This window comes from Pseudomonas sp. (assembly GCF_030690725.1).
In the GTDB taxonomy this organism is placed as follows: Bacteria; Pseudomonadota; Gammaproteobacteria; order Pseudomonadales; family Pseudomonadaceae; genus Aquipseudomonas.
The window spans coordinates 51,448-64,102 of the sequence record NZ_JAUYGD010000038.1 but is presented as its reverse complement, the minus strand read 5'-3'; the positions used below and the strand labels follow the sequence as shown (position 1 = coordinate 64,102).

Annotated in this window: 9 protein-coding genes; 2 read left to right on the top strand and 7 right to left on the bottom strand. The window is 60.9% G+C overall.

Annotated elements, in window-relative coordinates; all coding sequences use genetic code 11:
- Positions 1-60 precede the first annotated feature (60 nt).
- Entirely contained in the window at positions 61-945 is an 885-nt protein-coding gene (locus Q8O69_RS10060) for a bile acid:sodium symporter family protein (protein WP_305591752.1), read from the bottom strand.
- Between the two features lie 146 nt (positions 946-1,091).
- Positions 1,092-1,853, bottom strand: coding sequence for an SDR family oxidoreductase (locus tag Q8O69_RS10055; RefSeq protein WP_305591750.1), 762 nt, complete (start codon positions 1,851-1,853; stop codon positions 1,092-1,094).
- 224 nt (positions 1,854-2,077) lie between these two features.
- Here Q8O69_RS10055 and Q8O69_RS10050 point away from each other — a divergent pair, with 224 nt between their 5' ends.
- The gene (locus Q8O69_RS10050) at positions 2,078-3,085 is read left to right on the top strand and encodes an NADP-dependent oxidoreductase (RefSeq protein WP_305591748.1); all 1,008 of its coding nucleotides are present in this window, start codon (positions 2,078-2,080) and stop codon (positions 3,083-3,085) included.
- Positions 3,086-3,241: 156 nt separating this feature from the next.
- Here Q8O69_RS10050 and Q8O69_RS10045 read toward each other — a convergent pair whose 3' ends face one another.
- The 5 genes from Q8O69_RS10045 to Q8O69_RS10025 all read right to left on the bottom strand — a co-directional run bounded on the left by Q8O69_RS10045 (position 3,242) and on the right by Q8O69_RS10025 (position 10,021).
- Entirely contained in the window at positions 3,242-6,310 is a 3,069-nt protein-coding gene (locus Q8O69_RS10045) for an efflux RND transporter permease subunit (protein WP_305591746.1), read from the bottom strand.
- Positions 6,307-7,338: an efflux RND transporter periplasmic adaptor subunit gene (locus Q8O69_RS10040; protein ID WP_305591744.1), complete on the bottom strand. Its 1,032-nt coding sequence runs from the start codon at positions 7,336-7,338 to the stop codon at positions 6,307-6,309. The genes Q8O69_RS10045 and Q8O69_RS10040 overlap by 4 nt, the downstream gene beginning before the upstream one ends.
- A gap of 90 nt (positions 7,339-7,428) precedes the next feature.
- Entirely contained in the window at positions 7,429-8,208 is a 780-nt protein-coding gene (locus tag Q8O69_RS10035) for an ABC transporter permease (RefSeq protein WP_305591809.1), read from the bottom strand.
- An 11-nt stretch (positions 8,209-8,219) separates the two neighbouring features.
- Positions 8,220-9,152: an ABC transporter ATP-binding protein gene (locus Q8O69_RS10030; protein ID WP_275961486.1), complete on the bottom strand. Its 933-nt coding sequence runs from the start codon at positions 9,150-9,152 to the stop codon at positions 8,220-8,222.
- A 209-nt stretch (positions 9,153-9,361) separates the two neighbouring features.
- Complete coding sequence (locus tag Q8O69_RS10025; RefSeq protein ID WP_305591742.1) at positions 9,362-10,021, bottom strand: transglutaminase family protein; 660 nt, start codon at positions 10,019-10,021, stop codon at positions 9,362-9,364.
- A 165-nt stretch (positions 10,022-10,186) separates the two neighbouring features.
- Between Q8O69_RS10025 and Q8O69_RS10020 the strand changes: the two genes are divergently transcribed.
- Positions 10,187-12,634 (top strand): acyl-CoA dehydrogenase, encoded by a 2,448-nt coding sequence (locus tag Q8O69_RS10020; protein ID WP_305591740.1) that lies wholly within the window; start codon positions 10,187-10,189, stop codon positions 12,632-12,634.
- Positions 12,635-12,655 lie beyond the last annotated feature (21 nt).

The window sequence follows — 12,655 nt, the reverse complement described above, 5'->3', positions numbered from 1 at the left end:
CCGACCAGCAGATATGAAAAAGCCCGTCCAAGTGACGGGCTTTTTCATACTCGGCCATACCTATTCAGTGGCTTTCAATTCTTTGCCATGAGCAAAGTTCACCCACCAGCCAAAGGCCGCCGCAGTAAAGAACATGATGATGCTGTAGATCGCCGCGGGGATCGACATGGTCGCGTTATTCAGCAGCATCGGGCTCAGCGCCAGGGCAATCGCCAGGGTGCCGTTGTGGATGCCGATCTCCATGCCAATGGCAATCGACTGGCGCAGGCTCAGCTTGCACAAGCGCGGCACCCAGTAGCCCACCGCCAGGCTGATCAGATTGAAGGCCAGCGCCGCCCCGCCCACCAGCGGTGCGTAATCGACAAAAGTCTGCCAATCCTTGACCACCGCCAGGATGATGATAATCAGCAGAAACAGTGCGGAGATGATTTTTACCGGCTTCTCCATACGAGCGGCAAAGCCAGGGAAGCGGCTGCGTATCCAGATGCCAATCGCCACCGGGCCGAGCACGATGACAAACACCTGCACCACCTTGGTGAACTGCAACGGCAGGGCCTGATCGCCTTCCATAAAGTAGGCCAGCGACAGGTTGACGATCAGCGGCATGGTCAGCACCGCAATCACCGAATTGACCGCCGTCAGGGTGATATTCAGCGCCACATCACCATGGGCCAAATGGCTGTAGAGATTAGCCGTGGTGCCGCCCGGCGAGGCGGCCAGCAGCATCAGACCAACCGCCAGCGCCGGGGCCAGACCAAAGGCCTTGGCCAGGAAGAAACACACCAGCGGCAGCAACAGCAGCTGGCAGCCCAGGCCGATCAGTACTGGCTTGGGAAACTTCACCACCCGGGCAAAGTCCGCCAGGGTCAGCGACAAGCCCAGGCCAAGCATGATGATGCCCAGGGCGATAGGCAGGAACAGGGTCAATAACGGGTCAGCTGTCACGGCTTGCTTACTCCTTGATCAAAGCGCTGGGCGATCTTGAACAGCGGCGTAGAACACTGCAGTGACTTTAGTGGCCAATCGTGTGAAAGAAATGGCGAGGTATAAAAAAAGCGCCCAGATGGACGCTTTTTTATCGCTGAAGGAAATCAGATAGCCGTGGCGCCGCCATCTACCGCCAGCGCCTGGCCGGTGGTGAACGCCGCGTTATCGCAGCACAGGTACAGCACTGCGGTGGCGATTTCCTCGACCTTGCCGATGCGCCCGACCGGATGCATAGCAGCGGCGAACTCACCCTTCTTCGGGTCGGCTTCATAGGCGCGGCGGAACATATCGGTGTCGATCACCGCCGGGCAAACCGCATTGACCCGTACTTTCTTCTTCGCATACTCGACCGCTGCCGATTTGGTCAGGCCGATCACCGCGTGCTTGGACGCGGCATAGATGCTCATCTTCGGCGCCGCGCCCAGGCCGGCGACCGAAGCAGTGTTGACGATGGCACCGCCCCCCTGGGCCAGCAGCAACGGAATCTGGTGCTTCATGCACAGCCACACGCCTTTGACGTTGACGCCCATGATGGCGTCGAACTCGCTTTCGCTACCCTCGGCCAGCTTGCCCTTCTCGATCTCGATGCCGGCATTGTTGAAGGCATAGTCCAGGCGCCCGTAGGCACCCAGTGTGCGCTCCATCAGCACTTTGACCTCAGCATCGCGAGTCACGTCGCAGCGCACAAACAGCGCGTCGCCACCGGCTTCACGGATCAGCGCGACTGTCGCCTCGCCGCCCGCCACATCGACGTCAGACACCACCACCTGCAGGCCTTCGTTGGCGAATGCCTGTGCCGTGGCACGACCAATACCAGCAGCACCACCGGTGACCAGGGCAACCCGGCCGGAAAAGCTAAAGCTCATCTGCGTGTCCTCGCAAGGATTAGAAACTGCCGCGAGTCTAATCAGCTCCATGATTCCAAGGCAGCACTATCAAACTGCTGGTGATGACCTCATTGAAATGAGTGATTAACACCCCAGGGCACCCATCACTCGAATGGATTAACAACCATTCGTCCCATGGGCAAATCTTGCCCATGGCGCCACTACGGGCTATCAACAGTCTTTCCGCTCAATGAGTACCTGCCATGACTGCCCCACTCAATCGTCAGTTCCTGCTTGCCCAACGCCCGGTCGGCCTGCCCAGCCGCGAGACTTTCAGCTATGTGGAAAACAGCGTCGGTGAACCCGGCCCCGGGCAGATTCTGGTGAAGAACGCCTACCTGTCGCTGGACCCGGCCATGCGCGGCTGGATGAACGATGCCAAGTCCTATATCCCGCCAGTCGGCATTGGCGAAGTAATGCGTGCCCTCGGCGTCGGTGAAGTGGTGGCCTCGCAGCACCCGGACTTTGCCGTGGGCGACCATGTAAACGGCGCCCTCGGCGTGCAGGATTATTTCCTCGGTGAGCCCAAGGGCTTCTACAAGGTCGACCCCAAGCGCGCGCCGCTGCCGCTGTATCTGTCCGCCCTGGGCATGACCGGCATGACCGCCTACTTCGCCCTGCTCGATGTCGGCGCGCCGAAAGCCGGTGAAACCGTGGTGATTTCCGGTGCAGCTGGCGCAGTGGGCAGCATTGCCGGGCAGATCGCCAAGCTCAAGGGTTGCCGCGTAGTCGGCATCGCTGGCGGCGCGGACAAGTGCAAGTTTCTGATTGATGAGCTGGGCTTCGATGGCGCCATCGACTACAAAAGCGAAGACGTGATTGCCGGCCTCAAGCGCGAATGCCCGAAAGGCGTGGACGTGTACTTCGACAACGTCGGCGGCGACATTCTCGATGCCGTACTGACCCGACTGGCCTTCAAGGCGCGGGTGATCATCTGCGGCGCGATCAGCCAGTACAACAACAAGCAGGCCGTAAAAGGCCCGGCCAACTACCTCAACCTGCTGGTCAACAGCGCACGCATGGAAGGCATGGTGGTGATGACCTACGCCCCGCGTTTTGCCGAAGCGGCTGCGGAGATGGGCGGCTGGCTGGCCAGCGGCCAGCTGAAATCCAAAGAAGATATTGTCAGCGGTCTGCAGACCTTCCCGGAAACCCTTCTCAAGCTGTTCAGCGGCGAGAACTTCGGCAAGCTGGTGCTTAAAGTCGAGTAACGCCAGATTCCGGTTTGTGTGGGAGGGGCTTTAGCCGCGACTCTATCGCGGCTAAAGCGTAACGCCGCCCGGCCCCTCCCACAGGCTCAGCCTGTAGCCCGGATGCAATCCGGGGAAATCTATTGCCTGCCACACCGCTCCCGGATTGCATGCGGGCTACGCAGCAGCGGCCTCTAACGCGCCCTGTTTAATCGGCTGCCAGCGGCGCAGCAGCATATACAGGGTCGGGATCACGAACAGGGTGAAGAGGGTGCCGACCAACAGGCCGCCGACAATCACCAGGCCGATCTGCTGACGGCTTTCCGCCCCCGCCCCGGTGGCAATTGCCAATGGCAGTGAGCCCAGTACCATGGCCCCGGTGGTCATCAGAATTGGCCGCAGACGCTGTACCGACGCCTCAATCACCGCGCCGCGCAACTCATGGCCCTGACGCAGCAGCACGTTGGCGAACTCGACGATCAGAATGCCGTGCTTGGTAATCAAGCCGATCAACGTCACCAGGCCAATCTGCGAGTAGATATTCAAGGTGCCGCCGAATAACGTCAGCGCCAGCAAGGCGCCGGCCATCGACAAGGGCACGCTGAACAAGATGATCAGCGGGTCGGTAAAGCTCTCGAACTGCGCCGCCAGCACCAGGAAGATAAACGCCAGGGCCAGGGCGAAGATCAGCGCAATGCCGGCGCTGGATTCCTTGAAATCCCGCGAGGTGCCGGTGTAGTCGTACTGGGTTTCGGCTGGGAACACCGTGCGCGCGGTGTTTTCCAGATGCGCCAGGGCTTCTCCCAGGGTGTAGCCGCTGCCGACGTTGGCGCTCACCGTCACCGCGCGCAGCTGGTTGAAGTGGTTAAGCTCACGCGGCGCCACGGTTTCACGCACCTCGATCAAATTGGACAACTGCACCATGCTGTCATCGCGGCCACGCACATACACACGGTCCAGGTCCTGCGGGTTGCTGCGGTCCACGCCCTGCAACTGCACCATCACGTCGTACTGCTCGCCATTCTGCTTGAAGCGCGTCACCTGACGGCTGCCGAACAGGCTTTCCAGGCTGCGGCCGATGGTCGCCACATCAGTACCCACTGCCACCGCCTGTTCGCGATTGACCGCGACTTTCAGCTGCGGCGCGTTGAGTTTGAGGTCGCTGTCCAGGCTTTCCAGCCCCGGATAATCGCGCAACGCGTTAAGCAGCTCGTCGACATAGACCTGCAACTCGCTGTACTCCATCGACGAGCGAATCACGAAGTTGACCGGTTGATTGCGCGCGCTCTGCCCCAACGGAGGCCGGTTGACCGGGAAAGCCCGTACCCCGGCGATATCCTGCAGCTTAGGCAGCAGTTCGTTACGAATCTCGAACTGGCTGCGCGAGCGATCGCCCCAATCCTCCAGCTTCATAAAGGAAATGCCCTGGGCCACTGTGGGGAAACCGGCGATGACCATGTAGCGATTGGTTTCCGGGATGCTGGCGTAGGCTGCTTCGATCTCGCGGGCATAACGCCCGGTGTAATTGATGGTGGCGCCATCCGGGCCGTTGAACACGCCGATGATGGTGCCGGTATCCTCGGTCGGCGCCAGCTCGGATTTAAGCCCCGAGAACAGCAGCACGCAGGCCACCACGGTGAGCAACAACACGCCCACCACCAGCACCCAGGCACTCAGTGCCTTGGCCAGCAGGTGTTTGTAGCTGTAGGTCAGGTTGTTGAGAAAGTCTTCGATCAGGTTGTACAGACGGTTATGCCGCTCGCCGGCCTGATGCGGCTTGAGCAACAGCGCGCACATCATCGGCGTCAGGGTCAGGGCAACAAAACCCGACACCAGCACCGCGCCTGCCAGTGTCCAGGCAAACTCGGTAAACAGCTTGCCGGTGGTGCCCTGCATAAAGCCAATGGGGGCGAATACCGCAGCCAGGGTCAGGGTCATGGCGATTACCGCAAAGGCAATCTCACGACTGCCCTTGAACGCCGCCTGTACCGGCTGCATGCCCTCCTCGATATGCCGGTGGATGTTCTCCAGCATCACAATGGCATCGTCCACCACCAGGCCGATGGCCAGCACCATGGCCAGCAGCGTCAGGGTGTTGATGGTGAAGCCCATCAGCGACATCAGGGCAAATGCGCCGATCAGCGATACCGGAATGGTCACCAGCGGAATGATGGTGGCGCGCAGTGAGCGCAGGAAGATAAAGATGATCAGGATGACCAGCCCCACCGCTTCCCAGATGGTGATAAACACGTTGTCGATCGACTCGCGAATAAACAGCGAGTTGTCGTTGGCCACCTGCATGCGCATGCCTTCGGGCAGCAGCGCCAGCACATCAGGCATGGCCGCCGCCAGGCCATCGGAGATGTCCAGCGGATTGGCGGTGGCCTGCTTGATCATGCCCATCGACACCGCTGGCTGACCTTTGTAGCGCACAATGCTGCGTTCGTCCTTGGCGCCGATTTCGGCATAGCCGACATCCGAGAGACGCAGCAGATAACCGCGTGAATCGTCCAGAATCAGCTGATTGAACTGCTCCGGGGTGTTCATATCGGTTTCCGAGAGCACGGTGAATTCGCGCTGCTGCGATTCAATGCGCCCGGCCGGAATCTCCACATTCTGCCGGCGCAGAGCGTCCTCCACGTCCTGCACGGTCAGGTTGTGCGCGGCGAGCTTCTCCGGGTCCAACCAGATGCGCATGGCGAAGGTGCGGGCGCCGCGAATCTGTACCTCGGAAACGCCGGGAATGGTCTGCAGGCGATCCTTGATCACCCGCTCCAGCACGTCGGTGATCTCCATGGCGCTGTAGCGTTCGCTGTAGAAAGCGATCCAGATCACCGGCTGGGCGTCGGCCTCGACCTTCTGCACGATGGGCTCGGCAATTTCATCCGGCAGCAGGCCACGCACGCGACCCAAGCGGTCGCGCACATCGTTGGCGGCTTCATCGGAGTTGCTGCCCAGGCGGAACTGCGCGGTGATCTGGGTATTTTCCGAGCGGCTGATGGAGCTGACGAAATCCAGACCATCGATGCCCGACAGTACATCCTCGATCGGCTGGGCGACTTGGGATTCCATAATCTCCGGGCTGGCTCCCGGGTAGGTGACGTTGACCGTGACAATCGGCACATCGATATTCGGGTACTCGCGCACCGCCAGGCGGTCATAGGCCATCAAACCGAGCAGCACCACAATCAGCGACAACACGGTGGCAAACACCGGCCGGCGGATGCAGATATCCGACAGGGTCATGGCGTTTGCTCCACCACCTTGGTGCGTACCGGCGCGCCGGCCCGAACCTTCTGCCAGCCGGCGCTGATCAGGGTTTCATCACCCTGCAGGCCTTCTAGAACCTCGACCTTGCCAGCCAGACGCTTGCCCAGTTTGACCTCACGCAGCTCGACTTTGCCATCGACCACCAGGTTGACCAGCAGCTTGTCCCCCACCGGCATGATGGCTTCTTCTGGAATCACCAGAGCATTCGGCCGCTCGGCGAGGATCACCGAAACCCGCACGAACTGCCCGGGGCTAAGGCGACCATCACTGTTGCTGATGTGCGCGCGAATCGCCTGACTGCGTCCGGCTTCGTCGAGACGTGGGTTGATGGCGAAAATCTCACCGTTAAAGCGCTCGCCCGGATAGGCATCCAGGCTGATTTCGATTACCTGCTTGAGGCGGATCTGGCTGACGGCTTTTTGCGGGATGCGGAAATCCACCTTGAGTGGATCGAGCACTTCCAGATTGACGATGTCCTGGCCTTCGCTGAGGTAATCACCGGGGCTGACAGCGCGCAACCCCAGCACACCATCGTAGGGCGCGAGGATACGCGTCTTGTCCAGCCGTGCCTGGGACAGCGCTAGGCTGGCGCGCGACGCCTGTTGTTGCGCACTGGCTTCATCCAGCGCTTGGGCGTTACTGGCACCGCGCTTGAACAGCATCTGCGCGCGCTCGAAGTTCTTTTCCGCCAGGTTCAGGTTGGCCCGCGCCTGGGCAAACTCGGCACGGGTAATCGAGTCATCCAGGCTGACCAGCAGTGCACCGGCTTCGACGCGCTGGCCTTCGCGAAAATGCAGCTGCGCCACCCGGCCGGCGATTTCCGGGCGGATCATCACCGACTCGTCGGGGCGTAGTGAACCGAAGGTCACCAGCTCGTCACGCACCAGGCTTCGCTCAGCCTTGACCACCTCAACCAGCGGCCCTTCATTGGCCTGCGCTTGCCCACTGACAAGCGAACACAGCACAACGACCGTAGCAAACAGAGCAGGTGCGCGGGCAAACATATACAACCCCTAATTCTTTGTAGAGGCTGAGTCTAACGGCCGAGCCGCGCAGATCAGCCGTTAAAAATGTTTCCCGATGTTGGTTACCGGCTACTGACGCATACCGCGGCCACTGACCAGCAAACGAATGCACACGCCATACAGCACGGCGGTGGCGACCAGCATAAAGCCGATGGCCACACCGATGCGGATATCGGAAACCCCGAGAATGCCATAACGGAAGGCGTTGACCATATGCAGCACCGGGTTGGCCAGCGACACCGTCTGCCAGAACTGCGGCAGCAGGCTGATCGAATAGAACACCCCGCCCAGGTAGGTCAAAGGCGTCAGCACAAAGGTCGGGATGATCGAAATATCATCGAAGTTGCGCGCGAACACGGCGTTGATAAAACCGCCCAGGGAGAAGATGGTCGCGGTCAGCAGCACCACCAGCACGGTCACGCCGAGGTGATGCACCTGCAGCTTGGTGAAGAACAGCGACAGCAGAGTGACGATAAAGCCCACCGCCAGGCCGCGCAGCACGCCGCCGATCACATAGCCGGTGAGGATGATATGCGGCGACACCGGCGAGACCATCAGTTCCTCGATGGAGCGCTGGAATTTGCTGCCGAAGAAACTCGACACCACGTTGCCATAGGAGTTGGTGATCACCGACATCATGATCAGCCCCGGCACGATGTACTCCATATAAGTGAAGCCGCCCATATCGCCAATCTGGCTACCGATCAGGTTGCCGAATATCACGAAGTACAGAACCATGGTGATCGCCGGCGGCAGCAGGGTCTGCGGCCAGATGCGGGTAAAACGGCGGATCTCGCGGTAGACGATGGTGCGCAGCGCCACCATGTTGGCGGTGAATTCGGAGTTCAGATAAGCCGTGCTCATACCGCCACCTTCGCCAGGTTTTTCTCGACCAGGGAGACAAACAGCTCCTCCAGGCGATTGGTTTTATTGCGCAAGCTGAGCACCTCGACATTCTGCAGAGCCAGCTGACGGAACAGCTCAGTAATGCCCTGCGCCTTGTCCACCTGCACTTCCAGGGTGTGCCCATCGAGCAATTGCGCTGGGTAGCCGATCAGCTGCGGCGCAACCAGCAGCGACTCCTTGAGGTCGAGCAGGAAGGTTTCCACATGCAGTTTTTTCAGCAGGTCCTTCATGCTGGTGTTCTCGACAATCCGCCCGTGGTCGATGATGCCGATATTGCGGCACAGCTGTTCGGCCTCTTCCAGGTAATGGGTGGTGAGGATAATGGTGATGCCCTGCTCGTTCAGCTCGGTGAGAAAGCTCCACATCGAGCGGCGCAGTTCGATATCAACCCCAGCGGTCGGCTCATCGAGAATCAACAAACGCGGCTGATGCACCAGCGCGCGGGCAATCATCAGGCGTCGCTTCATGCCGCCGGACAGCTCGCGCGACGGCACGTTGTGCTTGCCCCACAGGCCGAGCTGGTTGAGGTACTGCTCGGCGCGCTCCTTGGCGATTTTCGCTGGGATACCGTAGTAACCGGCCTGGGTCACGACGATGTCGAAGGCCTTCTCGAACTGGTTGAAATTGAACTCCTGCGGCACCACGCCCAGACAGCGTTTAAGCGCAGAGGGCTGTTTGTCCAGGTCGTGACCGAACACATTTACCGTGCCGCTGCTTTTGGTCACCAGGGTCGAAAGAATGCCGATGGTGGTGGATTTTCCGGCACCGTTGGGGCCGAGCAAGGCGAAGAAATCGCCTTCAGCCACGTCCAGGTCGATGCCATGCAGCGCCTGGAAGCCGTTGCCATAGGTCTTGGTCAACTGGCGAATGGACAGAGCAGTACTCATAAAAATGCGCACACCTGATCAGATAAAAAGAAATTCGAGAGGGGCTGCGCCACGCAGCGCGAAGTGGCCCAAGTCTAGCGCCTGGAACCTCACCACCACAGTATCTTTGCGCAAAACTGCCGCCCCCACGGCTGGGCAGCAGCCTACCAGCGCCAGGCGCAGATTAAACCCGGCAGTTTCCGATGGTGCTTATCAGCCCTGTCGATACATCAGCCGGGCACGGCCTCAGCGGCGAAGTCGCCACTGATCGATAGCGCATCCTCGGCAAACAGATGTGGGTAGCAGGCGGCAAGATGGCCGAAGAACAGCTGCTCCGGCACATCGACAAACTGGCCGTGGTCGTGCAGGTATTCCATATAACGCTCGCCCTGCTGGTTGAACGGGTGAAATACGCTGTCGCTCAGGCCATCGAACTCCAGTGGCGCCACCTTGAATACCCGGCACAGCGCCAGGTTGAACGCCGGCGTGGCCTTGACCCAGCGGCCCTCAAGGTACAACTCGGTGTAGCCGTGCATGGCGAATACTTCACTGCGCAGCATCTCCAGCAGCCGTGGTGTGGCCAGATGGTTGCGCACATCGGCCAGGCCGATGCGCGCCGGGATGCCGCAATGGCGGGCGCAGGCGGCGAGCAAAGTGGCTTTGGGCACGCAGTAACTCTCCCCCGCCAGCAATGCGTGGCTGGCCTTCAACGTGTCGGCGTCGCGGCTAAACACATAGGGGTTGTAGCGAATTTCATCGCGCACCGCGTAGTACAGCTTGATGGCCTGCTCACGCGGCTCGCGACTGGCCCCGCGAAACTTTTCTGCGAACTCCACCAGCGCTGGGTGGTCACTATCGATGAAGCGGCCGGGCTCGAGGTATTCACGCATCAGGGTTTCTCATGATTGAAAGCCAATGACTGAGAAACCAGTCTAACGATGCGAGTCCGGCCAATGTCACGACGATTCGGCCAAGCTCACCGCTCTTGTCGCCATCAATGACGACTACGCTCGTGATGGTGCGTACACACGCATTGTCATCATGGAGGATTCTGCATGCTCGCTCTCTGGTTACTCGCCCTGCTGCTTGGCACGGCCTTTCTCGCTCACCGCCGCACCGCGCCCCTGCCCGCCCTGGGCATCGTGGCCAGTTTTTTGATTCTGATGGGCGTGTTCAGCCATGCACCGGTCTGGCTGATGGGCCTGTTTTGGTTGCTCCTGCTGGCCGTGGCCTTGCCGCTGCTGCTGCCCGAGCAACGCCGTAGCCTGTTCACTGCACCGCTGTTTGCCTGGTTTAAGCGCGTGCTGCCGCCGATGTCGGCCACCGAGCGCGATGCCATCGAAGCCGGCACAGTGTGGTGGGATGGCGAGCTGTTCAGCGGCCGCCCGGACTGGGACACCCTGCTCGCCTACCCCAAGGCCCAGCTCACCGAGGAAGAACAGGCGTTTATCGACGGCCCCACCGAAGCGCTGTGCGCCATGGTCAGTGACTGGCAGATCGGCCAGCAGATGGACCTACCTGCCGAGGCCTGGGCACATATCAAGAGCCATGGCTTCTTCGCCCTGATCATCCCCAAGCAATACGGCGGCAAGGGCTTTTCCGCCTATGCCCACTCCCAGGTGGCGATGAAGCTGGCCACCCGCTCCGGCGATCTAGCCTCCACCGTGATGGTGCCCAACTCGCTGGGCCCGGCCGAACTGCTGCTGCACTACGGCACCGACGCCCAACGTGACCATTACCTGCCGCGCCTGGCGCGCGGTGAAGACATCCCCTGCTTCGCCCTAACTGGCCCCCTGGCCGGCTCCGACGCCGGCGCCATGCCGGACACCGGGATCATCTGCAAAGGCCAGTGGCAAGGCGAGGAAGTGATCGGCCTGCGCCTGAACTGGGAAAAGCGCTATATCACCCTCGGCCCGGTCGCCACCCTGCTCGGCCTGGCCTTCAAAGCTTACGATCCTGAGCACCTGCTGGGCGAAGAGGAAGACCTGGGCATCAGCCTAGCCCTGGTACCCACCGAAACGCCCGGTGTCGAAATCGGCCGCCGCCATCTGCCCCTCGGCGCCGCCTTTATGAACGGCCCGAACTCCGGCAAGGATGTGTTTATCCCGCTGGATTACCTGATCGGCGGCGAAGAAATGCTCGGCAAGGGCTGGATGATGCTGATGAACTGCCTGTCCGTGGGCCGCTCGATCTCCCTGCCGGCAGTCGGCACTGGCGCGGCCAAGTTCACCAGCCTGACCACCGGCCAGTACAGCCAAGTCCGCGAGCAGTTCAACGTGCCGCTGTCCGCCTTCGAAGGCATTCAGGAAGCCCTGGCCCGTATTGGCGGCAACGCCTGGTTGATGGATAGCGCACGCATCCTCACTGCCAATGCGGTGGATCTGGGCGAAAAACCCTCAGTGCTCTCGGCCATCCTCAAGTATCACCTGACCGAACGCGGCCGCGAATGCATCAGCCACGCCATGGACGTGCACGGCGGTAAGGGTATCGTCATGGGCCCGAACAACTACCTGGCGCGCTCGTGGCAAGGGGCGCCGATCTTTATCACCGTGGAGGGGGCCAATATCCTCTCGCGCAACCTGATGATCTTTGGTCAGGGCGCAATTCGCTGCCACCCCTACGTGCTCAAGGAAATGGCCCTGGCCGGTCGCGAAGACCAGGACCAGGCGCTGCAGGAGTTCGATGAACTGCTGCTGCAACATATCGGCTTTGCCGTGAGCAACGCCGCCAGCAGCCTGCTGCTCAGCCTCGGCTTTGGCGTCTTCAGTCAGGTGCCCGGCGACCGCATCAGCCGCCCGTATTTCCGCGCGCTCAACCGGCTGGCAGCGTCCTTCGCCCTGCTCGCCGACACCAGCATGATGTTGCTCGGCGGCGAACTGAAACGCCGCGAACGCCTGTCGGCGCGACTCGGTGATGTACTCAGCCACCTGTACCTGGCCTCTGCCGCGCTCAAGCGCTACCACGACCTCGGCTATCCGGAGCATTCACAGCCCATGCTGTGCTGGGCCGTGGAAGAAAGCCTGGGCAAGGCCGAACAGGCGCTGGAAGAGTTGCTCAGCAACTTCCCCAGCAAACTGCTCGGCTGCGCCCTGCGCTTGCTGGTATTGCCATTAGGCCGCCGACACAAAGGCCCAAGCGATCAACTGGACGCCGAAGTGGCTGGCATCATCGGTCGTAACAGCGGCGACCCGGCGCTGGAGGAACTGCTCGAAGGCTGCTATCGCCCACAAGCTGAACAGGACCCGGTGGGTGCCCTGCAATATGCGATGAACCTGCTGCAGGACGTACAGGGCCTGCAGAAGAAACTGCACAAGGCCGTCAAAGCCGGCCAGGTCCAGGAACTGCCCGGACAAAGCCTGATCGATGCCGCGCTGGCTGCTGGGGTTCTCAACCCGGAAGAAGCGCACAGCCTGCATCAGGCCGAAGCGGCGCGGCGGGTGGTGATCGATGTCGACGACTTTGCCAAGGAAGAACTGACCTTGGGTGCGGGTAAAGTCCGCTAAACCGACAGGACAGCGGGCGAC